Raw genomic sequence first — 19,548 nt, forward strand, 5'->3', positions numbered from 1 at the left:
TATCCAAGCGTGTACCCTTAGATTTCAAGGATTTCTTTTTCCTTGGCGGCCACGACGGAGTCGCTCTGCTTGACGAAATCGTCGGTCAGCTTCTGCACGTCGGCTTCACCCTTCTTGCGTTCGTCTTCACTGATCTCCTTGTCCTTCTCCATGGCCTTCAGGGAGTCGTTGAGGTCGCGACGGACGTTGCGGATGGCGATCTTGCATTCTTCGGTGTACTTCTTGGCCACCTTGACCAGCTCTTTGCGGCGTTCCTCGGTCAGGGGCGGAATGGCGATGCGGATGATCTTTCCATCATTGACCGGGTTCAGGCCGAGGTCGGAGGCGATGATGGCCTTTTCCACTCCGGCGAACGCGCCCTTGTCCCATGGCTGGATGGTGATGGTCTTGGCATCGGGTACTGAGACCGAGGAGAGCTGGCTGATGGGAGTGGGCGTGCCGTAGTAGTCGACCACGATATTATCTACCAGGGCGGTGGTGGCGCGTCCTGTGCGCAGCTTGCCGAATTCCTTTTCAAGGGACGCGATGGCGCCCTGCATGCGTTTTTTCCCGTCAGCGAGTAGCGATTGCATATTAGTCTCCTCCTTGAACAGTCGTTCCTATGGGTTCTCCGTTGGCTGCCTTCCGAATGTTGCCTTCCTCATAGAGGTTGAACACGATGATCGGCAGGTCGTTGTCACGTGCCATGGAAATGGCGGTAGAGTCCATAACCCCGAGGCGCTTTTCCAGGGTTTCCATGTAGGAAACCGTGTCGTATTTCACTGCGTCGTCGAATTTGGCGGGATCCTTGTCGTACACGCCGTCCACCTTGGTGGCCTTGAAGATGGCGTCGCACTTGAGTTCAAGGGCGCGCAAGGCCGCGGCGGAATCGGTGGTGAAGTAGGGATTGCCGGTGCCTGCGGCGCAGATGACCACGCGTCCCTTGTCCATGTGGCGCAGCGCGCGGCGGCGGATATACGGCTCGGCCACGTCCGCCATGGAGAGGGCGGTCATGACGCGGGTGTCGCATCCGTTCTTTTCCAGCGCGTCCTGCACGGCCAAGGCGTTCATTACGGTCGCCAGCATGCCCATGTAGTCGCCCTGCGCCCGGTCCATGCCCTTGGCGCTGGCGGCCATGCCGCGGAAGATGTTTCCGCCGCCGATGACCAGGGCCAGTTGCAGCCCGGTGGCTGCGACGTCCGCGATCTCCTTGGCGAATTGACCGATGGCCTCCGGCTCAATGCCGAAGCCCTGCCCACCGGCGAGTGCTTCGCCGCTGAGCTTGAGTAACACCCGGTTGTACCGTGCTTTGCTCATTCTCACCTCGTGTGTTTCTTGAATGGATATGAACTCGCCCACAGGCGATACCATGTTTCAGGCTGCCGATAAAGAGGTGATTGCGGCATCCGGAGTGTGTCCGGTTCGTTGCTCGCAGCTCTTTTCCGACAGCCTGAAGTGTCTTCGATTCAGGGAGCGCGGTGCGCTCCGCTCTCATGCCTCGGCCAGGGGGAGGAATCTTGTCCCGGTTCTTTCCCGCTCGCTTCGGCCGGTCTCAAAAAAAACGGGCCGTGCGGCCCGTTTTCTTGATTTTGCTAGTCTTCGCCAGCTTCTTCCTTCTGCCCTTCGCCTAGGGCGAGTCGGACGAAGCTTGCGACGGTCGCGCCGCCGAGGATGTCCTTGACGGCTTTCTTGTCTTCCTTGATGTAGGCCTGGTTGAGCAGGCACACTTCGGAGTAGTATTTGTTGAGGCGACCCATGACGATCTTCTCAGCGATATTCTCGGGCTTGCCTTCGTCCATGGCCTGCTTCAGGTACAGGGCCTTTTCCTTCTCCAGCACGTCTGCGGGCAGCTCGTCGGAGGAGATGCAGGACGGGTTCATGGCGGCCACGTGCATGGCGATATCCTTGGCCAGGGTCTCATCTCCGCCACCGGTCAGTTCGACGATGACGCCGAGCTTGTTGTTGGTGTGGATGTAGAGGCCGAGCACGCCGTCGGTGGAAACCTTGGCGAAGCGACCGACACCCATGTTCTCGCCGAGCTTGGCGATGAGGTCGGTGACGTCGGCGACTTCCTGGGGCAGGTCCTCGGCGGCACCGGAGGTTACATCCAGGCCGGCGATCTTTTCGGACAGGGCATCGGCGAAGGCCTTGAAGTCGTCACCCTTGGCAACGAAGTCGGTCTCGCAGAGCAGTTCGGAGATAACGGCGATCTTGCCGTCCTCGGAAACGTACGGGGTGACCAGGCCTTCGGAAGTGGCGCGGCCGGCCTTCTTGGCGGCTTTGGACAGTCCCTTCTCGCGAAGGTACATGACTGCCTTTTCCTCGTCGCCACCGGATTCGACCAGGGCTTTCTTGCAGTCCATCATGCCTGCGCCGGTTTTCTCGCGCAGGGCCTTAACCTGAGATGCGGTGATAGCCATTATTAATTCTCCTCAGTGGGGGCTTCAGCAGGAGCCTCGGCCTTTTCTTCGGTTTTCTGGGCTTCGGCCTTGGCGGCGTAGTCCTTCTGCATGGCGGCACCTTCGAGGCAGGCGTCGGCCATGTGAGTGGCGAACAGCTTGATGGCGCGGATGGCGTCATCGTTGCCGGGGATGATGTAGTCAACCATGTCGGGGTCGCAGTTGGAGTCAACGACGGCGACAACCGGGATACCGAGCTTGCGGCATTCCTGGATGGCGATGTGCTCGCGTTTGGGATCGATGACGAAAGCGGCCTTGGGGGCGTCGGACATATCCTTGATACCGCCCAGGGCGAGGTTGAGCTTCTTGACCTCGCGGTTCATGCCCACGGCTTCCTTCTTGGTGTAGCGGGAGATGGAACCGTCCTCGAACATCTGCTCGAGGTGCTTCAGGCGGTCGATGGAGCGCTTGATGGTCTGGAAGTTGGTCAGGGTGCCGCCCATCCAGCGGTGGGTGACGTAGAACATGCCGGCACGCTGGGCTTCCTGGGAAACGGCTTCCTGCGCCTGGCGCTTGGTGCCGATGAACAGGACTTTGCCGCCCTTGGCGACGGTGTTGACGATGAAATCGTGGGCGGTAGCAAACATCTTGACGGTCTGCTGCAGGTCCATGATGTGGATGCCGTTGCGGGCGCCGAAGATGTAGGGGCGCATTTTGGGGTTCCAACGGCGGGTTTGGTGACCGAAGTGAACGCCGGTCTCCAACATCTGCTTCATAGTAACGTAAGCCATGATGATCTCCTGGGTTTTTCGTCCATCCCGCAGTCCACGAAGGAGCCCGTGCCATCACGGGCCACCCGGAGTTATGGGCGGGATGTGTGAATTTGAAGTCGCGGGGTACTTAGCCCATAATTATATGGATGGCAACCCCTGACGGGTGGGTTTTTTCCGACTGTCACTTTCCAGACTTTCTCATGAGTCTTTCAACCTTTTCCCGCTGCGCCGCGAGCCAGGCCTGGAACTTCATGTCGTTGCCGTGCACCTGGCCGATCCGTGCGGCGTCCAGCTGCCGCTTGAAACCGCCTCCCGTGTTCTGGTGGTGGACGCATTTGACCAGGCCGCAGTATCGCACCTCGCCACCCTGGAGCCTGAGTCGGATGTCGTGGGCCGTGTCGTCGACCTGGGAAGGGGAGTAGCGGACGTCGAATTGCGGGCCGTCGGGCAGGTGGGCCATACGTAGCAGGTGACAGCAGCCCATGACCGCGTCGGTTTCGCGGACGAAGTCATAGTGCCCCGCGTCGAACTGACCCACCTGACAGGGGTCGGTCAGTTTGATGATTTCCGGCTCGGCCACGGCAAACGATCTATAGATGTATTGGATCATGCGTGGCTCAGACCCGAATACGACCTTCGCGCCCACGGCAGAGGTGTCGGGATATCTTCTCATGACCGTAAGGAAATGGGCCAGCCAGTCGGCGGGCAGTTCCACGTCGTCGTCCAGGTAGGCGAGAAAATCGCAGGCGCGGACTTCGGGCAGTGCGCCGAGCCAGTTGCGCGCGGCGGGCGCGCCGATATTCACTGGCAGCGTAATGATGTCGTAGTCGTTGTCCGGGAACAGAACGCGAGCGGCCTCGGCCACCTCGGCGCTGTGATCGGTGCAGCCGTTAAGCAGCACTCGGACGATGGCGGGGCCGAGGTCGGTTTCGGCCAGTCCGGCCAGAGTCCGTTCCAAGTCTTCGGCCTTGTTCCAGGAGTAGAGGCAGACGGCCACCTTGCTTTGGTGGACCAGTGCGTTGTCCGCGCGGCTCGGTTGTTCCAGTTCGGCCATGCGCAAACGGACGGGTGTCTGGTGCGGATCGAGCCGCAGGGACTCCCGGTAGCAGGCCATAGCCTGTTCGGTTTCCCCGCACTTCACGAAACATTCCGCAGCGAGGTTGAGCTGGACTTCAGACAGGGGCATGGCGGCCACCTCTGACCAGATCGGCATGGCGCGTTCCGCATCGCCCAGGCCCGCGTAGTGCAGGAAGAGACGTTGGGTCCATTCCTGTCGGAAAAACTTGGGTGGTGTAAAAGATCCCAGCCATTCCGGCTGGTTGACGCCTTGGTAGAACTCCAGTTGGAGCAGCTGGGAGGCGGCGAGGACGTGGGCGGGCATCCGATCCAGTGTTTCGGTGAGCAGCGTCCGCTTGCGGCGCATGACGCCGGGATCGCTCATGACACCACGCAGGTCCATGAGTTGCGGTTCCAGGGTGAAGTAGCGCATCCGTTCGAGCCGGGCGTCCAAGGCCGGGTCGCCGGTCAACTTGTGGACCAGCTCCAGCCCTTGCGGGTGGAAGGGGCCGAGATCGCGGAGTTTGCGCGCCAGCAGGGTGACCCACTCCCTGGTCCGGGGATGCGCTGCCGCGTCCCTGTCCCGCAGGATGCGTGAGAGAAAGACCAGGCATGCCTCCAGGTCCGGCAGCAGGTTATCGCAATAAACCTCAAGCGCCGTAAAGACGCTGTCGAGACCGATCAGCTCCAGCTCCCCGAACCGCTCCGTGGCCCGATACGTCCCGTCCGTCATGCTCCTCCCAATGGTTTTCCCCGCTATACCGGAATCTCCAATGAAATGCATTCCCTCAAAGCCAACACGCACAGGCTTTCCTTGCCCTCAACGTTCCGCCGAAGGCGCGCCAAAAAGTTTAGGAAAGGAGAGGGGATGGGGGGCCGGGGTAAGGCATTCTCATCTCTCGAAAGCCCGCGCCATGAGGTGGTTGCCGAGTCCGCCGAAATCACTGGGGGTGTAGCCGAACACCTCATTCCAGACCTCGGTGGACTCCATGCAGAAGTAGAGCTGCTTGTCCATGCCGTGGGCGCGCAGCCGGTCGACCATGAAGGAGAACTGTTCCACGCGCAGGGGGCGGAGCAGGCGGGCCTTGCTGTCCAGTCCGGGCACAAATTCATTATATATGTACGTGGTCTCCGGGAAGTTGTCGGCGATGATGGGGGTGAGCTGGGGCATGCAGCGGAAGGAACCGAGGGACATGTAGGCGATCTGCTCGGGCTTCACGTAATCAAAGATGCGGTCGATGATCTCGGCATAGCCCTCGCGCCAGGCCGGATAATGGATGATGGGGTCGAAGTGGAGGCAGACGCGGAATCCGGCCTCGGTGCAGGTGCGGGCCGCTTGGAGGCGTTCGGTCAGGGTGGAGACGTCGAATTCCTCGTGCTCGTTGATGTATGGCGCGTTCAGGGACCAGGCCGGTAGCACCCTGTCGGTGCGTTTGGCGGCCGCCATCCAGGAGAGGTCCACGACTTTGGATTTCAATTCAAGGACCACGTTGTCGTACTCATTGAGAAAGTCGACGAGATCATGGCTGTACCCGGTGAGATGCTCCAGGGCCAGGGAGTCGGTAAATTCGCCTGTGCCGACGCGAAACCGGGTGTTTCGATCCGCGCCAAAGCTGTTGCCCAGCTCGGAAAAGAGGGCGTCCTGATTGGCCCATATCTTGAGGATGCGGTCCTGGAAGTAGGCCTGGAGGATACAGTAGGAGCAGGCCATGGGACAGTTCTCGCCAATGTGGATAATCCGGTAGCCGCAGCAGTGGTATGCGCGGGTGCCGGGGCAGAAGCGGAGGAACTTCCCCTTGTATTCCTTGAGGTAGAGCGCTTGTTCCTCTCCCCGCTCGAATTCTATGCGGTCCTGGTTCTCCGGCACTACGGTCCAGGGGATAGCCTCCTGGGCCGTGCCTGTCAGACGTTCGCGTACGCGTCGGGCCATGGGCGAATCCGTCATGGATTCGTCAACGAAGACATGGGAGATGCGCCGCAGGTGGGAGGGAAGTTGCGGGTTAGTCATCCTGCCCGCCCAGGTTCCAGAGCTTTTCCCATGCCGACTGCCCGGCCATGGCTTGTAGTTGTTCCACTGCGTCGGCGAGCTGGGCTGCATTTTTGACCTGGATGGAGAGTTCGGCCCCGCCTGTCTCGAAGTTGTTGGGCTGGGTGAGCCGCCAGCGTGTTCCGGTGGAAAGTTCTCCGGCGATTTCGACAAAGCGCGCCTGGAGTCGGGACAGCGAAGGGTAGCGGGCGGCCTTGGCCGCGGAGGTCAGCCTGGCGATGGCGTCCTTGGGTGAGAGTCCCTGTTGCAGAATGGCGTCCAGCCCGGCCGTACGCAGAACTTCCGCGAGGGGAGCCTGCTGCATTCGGGCGGTCTCAAAGAGCCAGGTCAGCATGTTGACCGCATTGGAGCGTGACCAGGAGTGGCCGGAGAAAAGCGGCTCCACTGCGTCGCGGTCTTCGGGCGCCATGCGCGAGAGCAGGGTGGCGGTGGCCAGGGGGATCCGTCCGGCGGCGAGGTGTTCCTGCCAGGATTCGGGCAGGTCCAGCCAGGTGATGAACAGCTTGGCATCCTTGGACTTTGCCTTGATACCCAGGCGCGGCAGGATCACAGCGGAGAGTGCCGCGTCGTCCATGAGCGGCCGGAAATAGCGCAACGCGGCCAGGCGCATGCCGTCGTCCTGTGGGCGAGCCATGTTGTCGGTAAGGTAGAGCAGTCCCAGATCGCGTGCATCGGTATCCCTGGCGAGCCGGACGAGCACCGGGGTTCCGGCCGCCCGGAGAACGGCCAGCCGTGCGTACCCGGCCACCAGTTCCAGACCGTGGTCGGTTTCAATGGCCAGTACCGGCGTGGTCTGGCCGAATTCCTCCAAGGATTTCTTTAAGGATTCGTCAACAGTGCCGGACCAGAACAGATAAGGGCCATCCGCTTTGAGTGCGTCGGGCGAGGCCGTGATTATTTCATTGGTGAGATGCAAGTCGGTCTCCTGCCGTGAGCTAAGAAATCTGTGACATTGTATTGTAATTACTTGAATTATTGCTTAAAATGAACGCAAATTAGAATTGATATCCAATAATTTCAGGAGGATGAGACACCAGTTTTATTGCACACCCCCCCTTGACAATTTCGCGTTGCTCTTCCTATAGGACTAAACCTGTCAAAAACCAAGTGCCATTGAACGAGTCGGGTCGCAGGTGTCCCGGATCGGTGGAAAAAACCAATGAATGTACTGGAGTAGAGAATGGCTGACCTGAAAAACCAGAGAACATACGCGCTCGTCGGTCACGGCGGTAGCGGTAAGACTTCTGTTGCGGAAATGCTGCTTTTCAACGCCGGCGTCGTCAACCGTCTCGGCAAGGTTGAAGACGGCAACACCGTCCTCGACTACGAGCCGGAGGAAATCAAGCGCAGGGGCTCCACTCAGCCCGGTTTCGCCGGTTACAAGTGGAAGAAGAACGACCATTTTCTCATCGATGCTCCGGGTGATTCCAATTTTTCCGGTGATCTCTCCTACACCCTGACCGCTGCCGACGGCGCAGTGATGGTCATCGACGCGGTGGACGGCGTCAAGCCACTGACCCGCAAGGTTTGGGCTCAGGTTCAGGCCATGGGCCTTCCCTCCATGATCGTCATCAACAAGATGGATCGCGACCGCGCGGACTTCGATATGGCCTTCAACGGTATTTCCGAGGCCTTGGGTGCGCGCCCGGTCCTCCTGTATTATCCCATCGGCGCCAAGGAAGATTTCAAGGGCGTGGTGGACATGCTGTCCGGCAAGGCCCTCTTGTTCGGCGAGGACGGAGCCGTTTCCGAGGGCGAGATCCCCGGTGATATCGCCGAGGAGGTAGAGACCCTCCGCGAAACCATGATCGAGAACATCGCCGAGAGCGATGAGGATCTCATGGAGAAGTATTTCGAGGACGGCGAACTCTCTCCCGAAGACATCACCAAGGGCCTCAAGGCCGGCGTCGCTTCCGGCGAGTTGGTGCCCGTGGTCGTCTCTTCGGCTCTGAACAATCAGGGCGGGCAGATGATACTCGACACGGTGCAAAGCCTCATGCCCAGCCCGCTCGACCATAAGGCGTGGGAAGGCGAAGACGGCGAGCTGGCCAGCTCCCCGGATGAACCTCTGGCCTGTTTCGTGTTCAAGACCCTGGCCGACCCGTTTGCAGGCCAGTTGACCATCGTGCGTGTGCTCTCCGGTGAAATCAAGCCCGATTCTCATCTGCTCAATGCCTCCAACGGCGAGAAGGAGCGTGTGGGCCAGTTGCTGCTCACTACCGGCAAGGAACAGGCCCAGGCCAAGACCGCCATGGGTCCCGGTTCCATCGTCACCCTGGCCAAACTCAAGAATACCAGCACCGGCGACACCCTGGTCGAAAAGGGCGACTTCAAGCTCAATAAGCCCGAGATGGCTCCGCAACTGATCACCTTCGCCCTTGCTCCGGCCGAGAAGGGCGAGGAGGACAAGGTCTACGCGGCCGTGGCCAAGTTGCTCGACGAGGACGTCACCCTGACCCTCTCCCGCGATGAGGAGTCCGGCGACATCCTGCTCTCCGGCATGGGCCAGAACCATATCGAAATCTCGGTGGAAAAGGCCAAACGCCGCTACAAGGCCGACATCGTCCTGAAGACGCCCAAGGTTCCCTACCGCGAGACCTTCAAGTCCGGCGCCAAGGAAGTGCAGGGCCGTCACAAGAAGCAGTCCGGCGGACGCGGCCAGTTCGGCGATTGCTGGATTCACGTGGAGCCCCGGATGTCCGGCGAAGGCTACGAATTCGCGGACCAGATCGTGGGCGGCGCCATTCCGCGTCAGTTCATTCCGGCAGTGGACAAGGGCATCCAGGAGAGCGCCGCGCGCGGTGTGCTTGCTGGGTATCCGGTTATCGACTTCAAGGTCACCCTGTACGACGGCAGCTACCACAACGTGGACTCCTCGGAAATGGCCTTCAAGGTGGCTGGCTCCCTAGCCTTCAAGAAGGCTGCGGAAAAGGCCCAGATGGCGCTGCTTGAACCCGTCATGCTGGTCACCGTGGCTGTGCCCGACTCCTTCATGGGTGATGTCATCGGCGACCTCTCTTCTCGCCGCGGAAAGGTGCTGGGTTCCGATTCCCAGGCCGGCATCACCGAGGTCAAGGCCCACGTGCCCATGGCCGAGATGCTCAAGTACGCACCGGACCTCAACTCCATGACCGGCGGTCAGGGCACCTTCTTCATGGAGTTTGCCTCCTATGAGGAATGCCCGCCTCAGGAAGCCCAGAAGGTCATTGCGGCCAACAAGAAGGCCGACGACGAGTAGGCGCGACCAGATAGAAATACAGCAGGGCGGCGGGAGTGTTCCCGCCGCCCTTTTTCGTGGGCTGAACTAACCCGTGCAACTGTCCCTTATTGGTTTTTTCATTTGAACCTTTGCTTCGGATAGTGGAATCCCCTTGTTTCGCGCGTTCATTTGGTTTACACAGTCGTGAGCAAAAACAATAAGGATGGCCGATGCTTCGACGCGTATTTTTCGTTCTTCTCCTGTGGTTGGTAACCGTCTACTATAGTTACAAGATGATGCGGGTCGATCCCGAGACGTGTACTCCCGAGGAATATGATCACTGGGGGCTCAAATGGGGCGAGGCCGCGGTCAACCTTGCGGGCATCGACATTGAGGCCGACTTGGGCAATGTGGACCCCAACGGTCACTACGTGTTTATCGTCAACCATCAATCCAATCTGGATATTCCGGTTCTGTTCGAGCTGCTCAAGGGCAACCGTATTCGGTTCGTGGCCAAGAAGTCGCTGTTCGACATTCCCATCTACGGCAAGGCTCTGGCCCATGCCGGGCACATCTGCATAGACCGCGAAAACCGGCGTTCGGCCATGAAGAGCCTTGGCGAGGCCGTGGAAAAGGCCAAATCCGGCTTCTCCCCGGTCATCTTTCCCGAGGGTACGCGCAACACCAGCCTCGACGAACTCATGGAGTTCAAGGTCGGAGGCATGATCATCGCGCTCAAGTCCGGTCTGCCTGTCGTGCCCATCGTCATAACCAACACCGGTCGGGTCATGGGCAAGGGGCAGTTCGTCATCGACAACAGGCCTGTGGTTCGAGTCAAGGCATTGCCTGCCATCGATCCCTCGGAATACAGCCTCAAGGAGCGTGAGAAGTTCAAGGATGATCTCTACGCAATGATGAACGAAGCCTACAAAGAACTGCTCGCCAAAGGATAACCCATGGCCTCCACGTCCCTTACCCTTTATCCACTGGGCGGTCTCGGCGAGATCGGCATGAACTGCATGGCCTACGGCACGGAGCGCTCCATGGTTCTCGTCGATTGCGGCCTCATGTTTCCCGAGGACTATCATTTCGGCGTGGACGTGGTCATTCCCTGCTTTGAGATGGTGCTCAAGCAGAAGGAGAAGCTGCACGGCATAGTGCTCACCCACGGCCACGAGGATCACATCGGCGCGCTGCCCTGGCTGCTCCAGAACGTGGACGTGCCGGTCTACGGCAGCGAATTCACTCTCGGCCTAGTGGAGAGCAAGCTGAGGGAGCACGGGCTCGAGAAGTGGGCTGACCTGCGTCCCGTACGTCCTTATGATCGGGTTTTAATCGGTGATTTCAAGTTCAATTTCTTTCCGGTTTGCCACTCCATCATCGAGGGCTTCGGGTTGGGCATCGAAACACCGGTAGGCCGTGTGGTGCACACCGGCGACTTCAAGATCGACCGCAATCCGCTGGGCGGGCACGCCACGGACCTGGCCGCGTTCCGCAAGTTCGCGGAGGAGGGCGTGCACCTGATGCTGTCGGACTCAACCAACGTGGAGCATGAGGGCTTCGCTCTTACCGAGCGGGAGATCAAGGTTTCGCTCAGGGAAATTTTCTCTACGGCCAAGGGGCGCATTCTGGTCTCCCTGTTCTCCAGCCATATCCAGCGCATGCAGGAAGTCTTCGATCTGGCCGACGCCCAGGGCCGCAAGGTGGCCGTGTCGGGCAGGAGCCTGCACCGCAACATCGAGCTCGCCAGGGAGATGGGGCATCTGAAGATTCCAAAGGGAACCTTCATCGAGCTGGAGGAGCTGGATCAGTACGGCGATTCGGACCTGGTCTTGCTTATTACCGGCTCACAGGGCGAGCCCCTGGCCGCGCTTTCTCGCATGGCCATGGGCGAGCATCGGCAGCTTCAGGTGCGCCCGGACGATCTTTTCATTCTTTCCTCCCGGTTCATCCCCGGCAACGTCAAGGCCATCACTCGTGTCATCAACAACCTCTACCGATACGGGGCGGAGGTGCTGTACGAGAAGATGCATGGCATCCACGCCTCGGGACACGCCCACGCCGGGGAACTAGCCTTGATGATCGAGTCGGTCCGGCCCCGGTACTTCATTCCCGTACACGGCGAATATCGACATCTGGTCAAACACAGCCGATTGGCTGTGGAGTGCGGCGTGGGTGAGCGGTGTTCCCTGGTGGTGGAGAACGGCCAGTCCGTGTCCTTCTACGAGGATGGTTCCGTGGAGTACGGCCCGCTCTTCCCGGCGGAGAAGATTCTGGTGGACGGCAAGGGCGTGGGAGATGTTGGCCAGTCCGTGCTCAAGGAGCGCCAGTTGCTGGCGGGCGAGGGACTGGTCATCGTTGTGCTGGTGGTGGATCAGGCCACCGGAGAAATTTCCATCGGCCCGGATATCATGTCCAAGGGGTTCGTCTTCGAGCAGGAGTACCGGCACTTCCTGGATGACGCCAAGTGCATCGTGCTTGACGTGCATGAAAACATCGCTCCGGGTGATACCAATAAGCTCAAGGAGCGCATCCGCTCCGCGCTCAGGCGGTTCTTCCGCAAGGTCCTGGGACGCGACCCGGTTGTGGTGCCCCTGGTCATCTCCATCGAGGGCAGCGAGTAGCGCATCCCCGGTCGCCGACTAAGGCTACAGGTAATAGGCCGGAAGCAGGAACGAGAGGGTCCCCCACATAAGCAGCGCCAGCGGCACGCCGACCTTGACGAAGTCGCTGAAGGCGTATTCTCCCGCGTTCATGACCAGAAGATTGGTCTTGTAGGCCATGGGTGTGGCAAAGCTCATGTTCGCGCCGAACAATACCGCGAGCACGAAGGCTTCGGGAGGCAGTCCCATTCTGTTTGCTATGGAGATGGCGATGGGAGTGCCGATGACCGCGGCTGCGTTGTTGGAGATGATGTTCGTCAGCACGGCCATGAGCAGCATGAGTCCGCTGATGACGAAGGCCGGCGAAGCGCTGCCCGCAAGCGCCGTGAACAGCGCGCCGAGATAGTCGGCCGCGCCCGTCTTGAGCATTGCGATGCCCAGGGCCAGGCTGGCCACCACGATCAGGATGACCTGGGCGCTCAGGGCGCGGGTGGCGTCCCGCCAGCTCAGGCAGCCGGTCAGGATCATGAGTAGGGCTCCGGCCGGGGCGCTGACGGCGATGGGAAGTACTCCCAGAGCGGCGGTAATGATGATTCCCAGCATTATGACCAGAGCCACGGGCGCCTTGCGCTGGTAGGGCAGGTCCATGGTGGCGTCGAGAACCACGAACTCCCTGCTTTGTTTCAGTTCGGCGATCTTGTCGCGCGGTCCCTGGACGAGCAGGATGTCCCCCACCTTCAGGCGCAGGTTTCGCAATTCGTCCACTACGCGGAGGTAGCGGTGCCCGGAGCGGTGGATGGCCAGGGCGATGATGCAGAACCGGTCGGTGAACCCGTATTGTTTCAGCGTTGTTCCGACCAGGGGAGAGTTCTGGAACAGGGCGATTTCAGCGATCTGCTGGTCGTCGTCGCACAAGGGATGATCGTCGTCGACAGGTTCATCCTCGGAGCCGACCGGATAGAGGGTACCTTTCAAAATCCTTTCAAATTCCTTCAAGTTGTTCGGCGTGTCGCTGACCACGAGGTGGTCCCCAGGGTGCAGCACGGCATCGGGCAGGAGCATGATGGGCTTGCCTTCTCCTCGTTCAAGGGCGGAGACCTCCATCCTTCCGTGGGTCAGGGCCAGGGCCTTGTGCAGCGGTTCTCCGTTGACCGGGCTGGATTCGGTGATGGCGAGATGAGCGGTAAAAACGCGCGGCGAGGACTGACTGATGGCGATCTCCCGCTCGGGGAGCAGCCGGGGAGCAATTAGCCAGAGGTAGGCGATACCGATGCCGCCAGCGATGACGGCCGGGACAAGGAAGTCGAACATGCCGAAGGAGTGCGCGCCCATCTCCGCCGCCACGGAAACAACCAGCAGGTTGGTGGAGGTTCCGATGGTCGTTCCCGTGCCGCCGAGCAGGGTGGAAAATCCCATGGGCATGAGGATGGGAGTGGCCGACTTTCCCGTGGTCAGCGAGACGCTGATGAGCACGGGAAGGAACAGCACTACCACGGGGACGTTGTTGATGAAGGCGCTGATGAACGCTCCGAGGATCAGGGTCAGCAACAGGGAGAGGACCGGGCTTGTCCGCCAGATGCGTCCCAGACTCCGCCCCACCGGCTCCAGCGCGCCGGTTCGCAGGATTCCCTGGCCGGCGATCATCAGGGCGCACACTGCTATCAAAGCCTCATTGCCGAAGCCTTGGAAGAAAATCACCGCGTGGAGCGGGGTTCCGTCGGGCGCAAAGGGGAACAGTTCGAAGCCGATGGTGAGGGCGGCAAGAATGAGCAGGCTGGAGGTTTCAAGCGGTATCCTGTCACGGCTGAACAGAATAAGCGCCAGTCCGGTCAGCAGCAGGACGGCAAGGGCGTGTTCGTTGGGCAGGGCGGGCAGGGTCATGGAAAACCTTTCGCGTGCGGCGTGTCAGCGGTCGGGTGAACGAAATATCCGTACCATACCTTTTTACGGGTGGCGAGGGAGAGCCCGGGGTGTCGGGAGGAGTGAGAGCCGTTTCCGCGTTTCCTGGCGGGTGTTGGCTATGCTGCGTTCTTGGGCCCGGTAAACCGGAACAGGACCAATACGCTGATCGCCCCCAGCGTGTCGCAGAGCATGTCGGTCTGGGCGTCCCAGATGTCGCCCTGTGAGCCGAGAAACTCGATGCCTGCCTCACCTCCGGCCAGGACTGCGTACCACCATTCGATGATCTCATACCCGGCGGCCAGCGCCATGATGGCGAACAGGGCGAAGAGAGAGGTGACCACGGGGTGGGCGAGCTTTTTGCGCGTCAGCAATTCGGCTATGGGATAGGCGTAAAAGCCGATGGAGTAATGCCCGAGGCGGTCGAAGTGGTTGCGCTCGAAACCGAAAAAGTCGGTGACCGCGTCAAAGGGGACGTTGGCGAAAGTGTAGTGCCCGCCGATGGTGTGCAGGACCATCCATACCGCCATCAGTGCGTAGGCGAGATTGGAGAAGCGGAATTTGCGGAAGGTCAGGACCAGCAGCAGGAACACGCCCATGATGGGCAGATTCTCGGCCCACCATACATCCCGCATGACCGGATCGATGGCCAGCGCCCCCCAGAAGAGGACAAAGAGTCCTGCCAGGAAGGCGGGAAAGCGGGACGAAGCGGGCTCGCCCGTATCCATGCTATTTGACCTTCTTCATGCGAACGGCGGTGCCGAAGCAGGAATAGTACTTGTCGCCTTCGGGATGGAAGGCCACGGTTTCGCGGTAACCCACGATGGCGTCGGCGTTGACGTCCACGGCCTGGGCCATAAGGCCATAGAAGGCGTTGTCGAAGGTATAGCTCCGACAGACTATCAGGCCGAAGGCAGACTGGATTTCACGCCCGGGGATGGTCTCCGTGGTCATGATCTTCATATTGCCCGCCATGTACATGTCCTTGGCCAGGGTCAGCCTCTGGTCCATCTTGCCGTCTTCCCTGGTTCCCTGCTTCTTGGGCGAGCCGAATAAGAGCGCCATGCATCCGTCCTCATGGTTTTGGGTTCACTGTTGGAGATTATGTAGCTCAAAGAAGGGGATGGGAGCAAGGGGCAAGGCGCCGGACGGGGAGTGCGCCCTGCCCCTTGCGGTTATTTGGAGAAGGTGCGGAAGACCAGGCTCGCTCCGGCCATTTGTGCGGCCTGTGCCATAGCGTCGAAGATGGAGGTGTCCTGCCAGCCGAGGGCACGCAGGGCGTCCACATCCTTTTCGCCTATATTCTGTGGAGAAGTCAGGGCCTTGCTGACGAAGCCGAGCAGGGCGGCTTCCTTTTCCTCGAACCCGGCTGCGGGGTCGTCGTCGAGCCGGTCAATCTCCTCCTTGCTCAATCCGGCCTGCGCGAGGATGCCGGAATTGAAACTTACGCAGTAGTCGTGGCAGTAATGCCGCGCCGCCAATAGCCGGATGGCCGCCAGCAGGTGAAAGCTCAACTCCTCCTGTCCGGCGAGGTACTTGATGGTCCCGATCTGCACGTCCAGCAGTTTCGGGCTTGCACTATAGAGCTGGACCGCAGCAGGGACACCGAGTTTTGCGGGAAAGAATGAATATGCATCGCCGACGACGCCTTCCGCCTTTTCCGGGTCAACGTAATCAATCAGGAACATGTCAATCTCCTTTGTTGTAGTAGACCGGTCGTCTACTGAGTTGGTGTAAAAAAATGCCGAACCGGACACCGGAACGGCGGCTACTTCAATATCTTGCCAAATATGAACTTTTCGTTGATTTCGAGCGGTTCGTCGCTTTTGCTGACTTTCATTCGGATCAATGCGCCGTGAGAGGATTCCACGATAAAGATGCCGGTATCATGCGGGTCGAGATCAGTGGATACTTCTCCTGCCGCCTGAGCCTCGGCTACCAATTCGGCAAAAATTCCGGCCATGCCGTCAAGGGCAGAGCTGAGGCTGGCACGGAAGGGCTCGCTGAGATCGCTCATCTCCTGAGCCAGATTTCCCAAGGGGCAACCGCGCGTGTAGCCGTGATCCTTGAAGTGCTTGCCCAAGGCATGGAATATGGCCCGCACCTTTTCAAGTGGGGTCAGTGATGTGTCCCGTCGGATGGCATCGGTCATGTCCCGAAAGCCTTTGCTGAAATGATCGACAATGGCGATGCCGAAGGCTTCCTTGTTGGCGAAGTAGAAATAGAACGACCCCTTGGGCACGTCGGCGGCCCGGAGGATATCCTTGAGCCCGGTGTTGTTGAACCCTTTTTGGTGGACCAGGTCGGCTCCGGCTTCGATGATGCGTTGCCTTGTCTCTTCGCTCATGATTTAACTAATAGACCAGTCGTCTAGTGGCGTCAAGGGACTTTTCAGTAAGGTGCTCTGCACGCGGGCTATGGGCATGGAAAATCATCGGACTTGTTACAGGTGAGAGGTCAAAACATCAATGCGGTGCAACGGAAGACAATATCCAAGCAATCTCAAGCCGATGATCTTACGGCTTCAAGGATATGCTTGGCGCCCGCGAAGCGGCACCGGAAAGTTTAGGAAAGGAGAGGGGATGGGGGTCCGGGGGAAGGGGAGAGGAATAACCCTTCTCAAAGGGTTTTCCTCTCCCCTTCCCCCGGCCGCCGGAGGCATCCGCCTACGGCAACACCTTCATCAAATAGGCTTTGTCGGGGTTCATGTATTTGCGCACCACTTCCCGGACCTGCTCCGGGGTGACGGTCTGGGCGCGCTCGATGATATCCTGCTCATAATTCCGTTCGAAGCCGCGCGCCATGAGGCTGGCGGCCTGACGGCTGCGGGAGAGCAGGGACTGCTGTTCCTGGTAGTAGTCCCCGGTGAGGATGTTCTTGGCGCGGGTCAGTTCGTCCTCGGGCAGCACTTTGGCGGAGAGATCGGCGATAACCTTGCGGAAGCCTTCCAGGGATTGCTCCACGGTGTCGGGCTTGGTGCCGATGTACAGGGCTATGAACCCGGTGTTGCGGCTCTGCCAGAGCAGGGAGGTTACGGTGTAGCCCAGTCCCTGCTTGTCGCGCAGTTCATTGAAGAGGAGGCCGGACTGGCCGGACAGGGCCGCTTTCAGCAATTCCAGCCGTGCCGAGTCGTCCTTGTCAGTCTTGCCGGGGGTGGGGAAGACCATGAGCAGGTGAGCCTGGTTGCGGTCCTGAAGGGTCAGGGTGGCCTCGCGCTCGGTGCCCCACTCGGGAGTGGCGAACTCGTATTCGCCCACGGGCGCGGTGAGGGCCGTGGAAATGGTCTTGGCAAAGGACTCGATGGCCGCCGGATCGAACTGGCCGCAGACAGCGATGGTCATGGGCTGCATGGCCTGTCTGCCCCAGAAGCGCATGATGTCGGACTGGCCGAGCTTTTCGACTTCCTCAGGTGTGCCCTGGTGGAGCAGGGCGTATGGGCCGGACTTGTACAGGAACGGGAAGAGGTGGCGGAAAGCGAGACCCAGCGGGCGATCTTCGCGGCTCTTGATGGCCGCAATCTGGTCCTGCTTGGAGCGATCCACCTCGGCCAGATCAAAGGAGGGGGATGTCAGCACGTCCGTCAGCAGCGGCAGAATGTCGCCGGTGAAACGGGTGGGGAACTTGGCCTCCACGGCAAAGATGTTGCGACCTGCGCTGGCCCCTAGGGACGCGGCGTGATCGGCCAGGAACTCCTGTACCTCGGTGGCGGACATGGTCAGGGTGCCGCGCGTCAGCGCCTTGGCCGTCAAGGAGGCGAGACCTTCCTGGTCGGGCGTCAGTTCCCCATCGCCACCGGTCCAGTACAGGGACATGGCCGTGTAGGGCAGGGTTGCATCCGGCAGGAGCACGAGCCGGTTGCCGTTGGGCAGGTCGATAACCTGCTCTTTGGCCTCTGCTGCAGCGGCCTTGGCCTTCTTCACGTTGTTGCGGACGGGCCAGCCCTGTTCGGTGATGGCTTCGAGTGCCTCGGCCTTGACGGTGGTTTGCTCGGGCAGGAGTACGGCCGAGGCCATCCGGTCCGGTCGCACATATTCATCATAAAGAGACTGCAGCTCGCTGCGATCGGCCTGGTTGAGGGCAAAGAGATAATCCTTTTCTCCTTGTTCACCGTTTTCGAAGAACTGGAGGAAAGCGGTCTTGCTGGCCAGGCCGGAGAGGGTCTCCTTGGCCAGGAAGAGTGAGTCCTCCAGGTTGAGCCGGGCGCGGTCGATCTCCCGATCGGTGAAGACGGTGGCGTCGAAGGAGGCGAGATCAGACGTCAGTTCGCGCCAGAATGCGTCCACCTTGTCCGCATCCATTGTGGCGCTGATATAGAGCATGCCGCCCCGTTCCAGGGCCAGCGGAGAGACAGAAATGGAATCCACAAGATGCAGATCATACTTGAACTTGCGGTAGTAACGGGAGGTATCGTCCCCACCCAGGAGCTGGGAGAGGAGGTCCAGCCCGGCATACTCGGCGGAACTGGAGTGCGGAATGGGGAAGGCCACGCCCATGTATACCTTGTTCCACTTGCCGGGCAGGGTGACCACCTTCGGCCCCTGGCCCGCCTCCGGGATGACAAAGGGCTCGGGCGGCAGGACGGTACCTGTGTTCTGCTTGGAACCGAGCAGTCGTTCAGCCTCTGCCAGCACTTCCTGCGGATCGACCTTGCCAACCACGGCCAGGAGCATTGACTGGGGCTGGTACAGGCGGCCAATGTATGCCTTGATCTTTTCGCGGGTGAGTGCGCCGACGGTCTCGGGGTAGCCGATGATCGGCCACTCGTAGGGGGTTCCCTTCCAGACCATGTGCTGAAGGGTCTTGAACAGCTTGGAGCCGGGCGAGTCCTCGCCACGCTTCAGTTCCGAGAGCACGACCTTCTTTTCGCTTTCCAGCTCAACAGGATCAATGGAAGCGTTGAACGCCATGTCCGTGATCACGTCCATGCCGAGCTTCCAATCGTTGTCCGGAACCTCGGCGTAGTACACCGTATAGTCGAAGCTGGTGGCCGCATTGACGTTGCCGCCCACGGCCTCGATGGCTCTGGCGGATTCGCCCATGCCGCGCTTCTTGGTACCCTTGAAGACCATGTGCTCCAACTGGTGGCTGATTCCTGCGATGTCCGGGGTCTCGTAGGCGCTGCCCGCGTGTACATAGAGGCGGGTGTTGACCAGGGGGAAACGGTCGTCTTCCTTGATCAGCACGGTCAGCCCGTTGCTGAGTCTGACGAGGTGCGTGGCGCCGTCCTCCTTGTCTAGGGAAGGCAGGGCCGTGGCGGGGGACTGGGAAGCGATGTCGGTGTTTTTCTTCATGGTGCTCTGGCAGCCTACCAGGAGCGCAAGCATCCCGGTCAGCATGAGTAGTTTTCGAAACATGGTCTTATACTCCGTATGTAAGGCTCGGGGCCGGAAACATGACCTTCGAGGTGCGTTTTTCGGTTTGTCTCGCTTGAAGGTAAGTCCTTGAGCGGCCGAGGCAAGCAAAGAAGGAAGGTGAAAACGGCCCGAGGCGGAGACGAACCTACCCGAGGCCGTCCGAAATGGGAACCCGAAATGGGCGGAGGGTGATTTTTCTCCATTCAAGCATTTGTTTGCACAAAGAATTGACTCACCAG

At 60.1% G+C, this 19,548-nt stretch carries 16 protein-coding genes; 3 read left to right on the forward strand and 13 right to left on the reverse strand.

Going from position 1 to position 19,548, the window contains the following annotated elements; translation table 11 throughout:
• Positions 1–17: 17 nt before the first annotated feature.
• The 7 genes from frr to GM415_RS12085 form a co-directional block, all read right to left on the reverse strand.
• Positions 18–572 carry a ribosome recycling factor gene (frr, locus tag GM415_RS12055; RefSeq protein ID WP_158948499.1) on the reverse strand — a complete coding sequence of 185 codons (555 nt, stop codon included), beginning with the start codon at positions 570–572 and terminating at the stop codon, positions 18–20.
• Position 573: 1 nt separating this feature from the next.
• Complete coding sequence (pyrH, locus tag GM415_RS12060) at positions 574–1,296, reverse strand: UMP kinase (RefSeq protein WP_158948501.1); 723 nt, start codon at positions 1,294–1,296, stop codon at positions 574–576.
• A gap of 275 nt (positions 1,297–1,571) precedes the next feature.
• On the reverse strand, positions 1,572–2,399 hold the full coding sequence (gene tsf / locus GM415_RS12065) for a translation elongation factor Ts (RefSeq protein ID WP_158948503.1): 828 nt from the start codon (positions 2,397–2,399) through the stop codon (positions 1,572–1,574).
• Positions 2,400–2,401: 2 nt separating this feature from the next.
• Positions 2,402–3,169 (reverse strand): 30S ribosomal protein S2, encoded by a 768-nt coding sequence (gene rpsB, locus GM415_RS12070; RefSeq protein ID WP_158948505.1) that lies wholly within the window; start codon positions 3,167–3,169, stop codon positions 2,402–2,404.
• Positions 3,170–3,332: 163 nt separating this feature from the next.
• Positions 3,333–4,940: a glycosyltransferase gene (locus GM415_RS12075; protein WP_158948507.1), complete on the reverse strand. Its 1,608-nt coding sequence runs from the start codon at positions 4,938–4,940 to the stop codon at positions 3,333–3,335.
• 159 nt (positions 4,941–5,099) lie between these two features.
• Positions 5,100–6,215, reverse strand: a complete 1,116-nt coding sequence (locus tag GM415_RS12080) for an SPL family radical SAM protein (protein ID WP_158948509.1) — start codon at positions 6,213–6,215, stop codon at positions 5,100–5,102.
• Positions 6,208–7,170 (reverse strand): ParB/RepB/Spo0J family partition protein, encoded by a 963-nt coding sequence (locus GM415_RS12085; RefSeq protein ID WP_158948511.1) that lies wholly within the window; start codon positions 7,168–7,170, stop codon positions 6,208–6,210. The genes GM415_RS12080 and GM415_RS12085 overlap by 8 nt, the downstream gene beginning before the upstream one ends.
• A 264-nt stretch (positions 7,171–7,434) precedes the next feature.
• On the opposite strand from GM415_RS12085, the gene fusA reads away from it, so the two are divergent.
• From fusA to GM415_RS12100, 3 genes are all read left to right on the forward strand, one after another.
• The gene (fusA, locus tag GM415_RS12090) at positions 7,435–9,492 is read left to right on the forward strand and encodes an elongation factor G (RefSeq protein ID WP_158948513.1); all 2,058 of its coding nucleotides are present in this window, start codon (positions 7,435–7,437) and stop codon (positions 9,490–9,492) included.
• A gap of 191 nt (positions 9,493–9,683) precedes the next feature.
• Positions 9,684–10,406 (forward strand): lysophospholipid acyltransferase family protein, encoded by a 723-nt coding sequence (locus GM415_RS12095; RefSeq protein WP_158948515.1) that lies wholly within the window; start codon positions 9,684–9,686, stop codon positions 10,404–10,406.
• Positions 10,407–10,409: 3 nt separating this feature from the next.
• Positions 10,410–12,077, forward strand: coding sequence for a ribonuclease J (locus GM415_RS12100; RefSeq protein ID WP_158948517.1), 1,668 nt, complete (start codon positions 10,410–10,412; stop codon positions 12,075–12,077).
• Between the two features lie 24 nt (positions 12,078–12,101).
• Here the strand turns inward: GM415_RS12100 and GM415_RS12105 are convergent, their stop codons facing one another.
• The 6 genes from GM415_RS12105 to GM415_RS12130 all read right to left on the reverse strand — a co-directional run bounded on the left by GM415_RS12105 (position 12,102) and on the right by GM415_RS12130 (position 19,309).
• Positions 12,102–13,937 (reverse strand): SLC13 family permease, encoded by a 1,836-nt coding sequence (locus GM415_RS12105; RefSeq protein ID WP_158948519.1) that lies wholly within the window; start codon positions 13,935–13,937, stop codon positions 12,102–12,104.
• 137 nt (positions 13,938–14,074) lie between these two features.
• A complete protein-coding gene (locus GM415_RS12110; RefSeq protein WP_158948521.1) occupies positions 14,075–14,683 on the reverse strand; it encodes a DUF2238 domain-containing protein in 609 nt (202 codons plus the stop codon).
• Between the two features lies 1 nt (position 14,684).
• Positions 14,685–15,020: a hypothetical protein gene (locus GM415_RS12115; protein WP_158948523.1), complete on the reverse strand. Its 336-nt coding sequence runs from the start codon at positions 15,018–15,020 to the stop codon at positions 14,685–14,687.
• 110 nt (positions 15,021–15,130) lie between these two features.
• Complete coding sequence (locus GM415_RS12120) at positions 15,131–15,643, reverse strand: carboxymuconolactone decarboxylase family protein (protein ID WP_158948525.1); 513 nt, start codon at positions 15,641–15,643, stop codon at positions 15,131–15,133.
• A gap of 80 nt (positions 15,644–15,723) precedes the next feature.
• Positions 15,724–16,302 (reverse strand): TetR/AcrR family transcriptional regulator, encoded by a 579-nt coding sequence (locus tag GM415_RS12125; protein WP_158948527.1) that lies wholly within the window; start codon positions 16,300–16,302, stop codon positions 15,724–15,726.
• Positions 16,303–16,621: 319 nt separating this feature from the next.
• Positions 16,622–19,309, reverse strand: a complete 2,688-nt coding sequence (locus tag GM415_RS12130; protein ID WP_158948529.1) for a M16 family metallopeptidase — start codon at positions 19,307–19,309, stop codon at positions 16,622–16,624.
• Positions 19,310–19,548 lie beyond the last annotated feature (239 nt).

Origin of the sequence: Pseudodesulfovibrio cashew (assembly GCF_009762795.1) — a bacterium.
Lineage (GTDB): Bacteria > Desulfobacterota > Desulfovibrionia > Desulfovibrionales > Desulfovibrionaceae > Pseudodesulfovibrio > Pseudodesulfovibrio cashew.

Coding starts and splice junctions, on each gene's coding strand:
- GM415_RS12075 (WP_158948507.1), bottom strand. CDS start 4,940: ATGACGGACGGGACGTATCGGGCCACGGAGCGGTTCGGGGAGCTGGAG.
- GM415_RS12110 (WP_158948521.1), bottom strand. CDS start 14,683: ATGGATACGGGCGAGCCCGCTTCGTCCCGCTTTCCCGCCTTCCTGGCA.
- fusA (WP_158948513.1), top strand. CDS start 7,435: ATGGCTGACCTGAAAAACCAGAGAACATACGCGCTCGTCGGTCACGGC.
- GM415_RS12120 (WP_158948525.1), bottom strand. CDS start 15,643: ATGTTCCTGATTGATTACGTTGACCCGGAAAAGGCGGAAGGCGTCGTC.
- GM415_RS12125 (WP_158948527.1), bottom strand. CDS start 16,302: ATGAGCGAAGAGACAAGGCAACGCATCATCGAAGCCGGAGCCGACCTG.
- GM415_RS12115 (WP_158948523.1), bottom strand. CDS start 15,020: ATGGCGCTCTTATTCGGCTCGCCCAAGAAGCAGGGAACCAGGGAAGAC.
- GM415_RS12105 (WP_158948519.1), bottom strand. CDS start 13,937: ATGACCCTGCCCGCCCTGCCCAACGAACACGCCCTTGCCGTCCTGCTG.
- GM415_RS12100 (WP_158948517.1), top strand. CDS start 10,410: ATGGCCTCCACGTCCCTTACCCTTTATCCACTGGGCGGTCTCGGCGAG.
- tsf (WP_158948503.1), bottom strand. CDS start 2,399: ATGGCTATCACCGCATCTCAGGTTAAGGCCCTGCGCGAGAAAACCGGC.
- frr (WP_158948499.1), bottom strand. CDS start 572: ATGCAATCGCTACTCGCTGACGGGAAAAAACGCATGCAGGGCGCCATC.
- GM415_RS12080 (WP_158948509.1), bottom strand. CDS start 6,215: ATGACTAACCCGCAACTTCCCTCCCACCTGCGGCGCATCTCCCATGTC.
- rpsB (WP_158948505.1), bottom strand. CDS start 3,169: ATGGCTTACGTTACTATGAAGCAGATGTTGGAGACCGGCGTTCACTTC.
- pyrH (WP_158948501.1), bottom strand. CDS start 1,296: ATGAGCAAAGCACGGTACAACCGGGTGTTACTCAAGCTCAGCGGCGAA.
- GM415_RS12130 (WP_158948529.1), bottom strand. CDS start 19,309: ATGTTTCGAAAACTACTCATGCTGACCGGGATGCTTGCGCTCCTGGTA.
- GM415_RS12095 (WP_158948515.1), top strand. CDS start 9,684: ATGCTTCGACGCGTATTTTTCGTTCTTCTCCTGTGGTTGGTAACCGTC.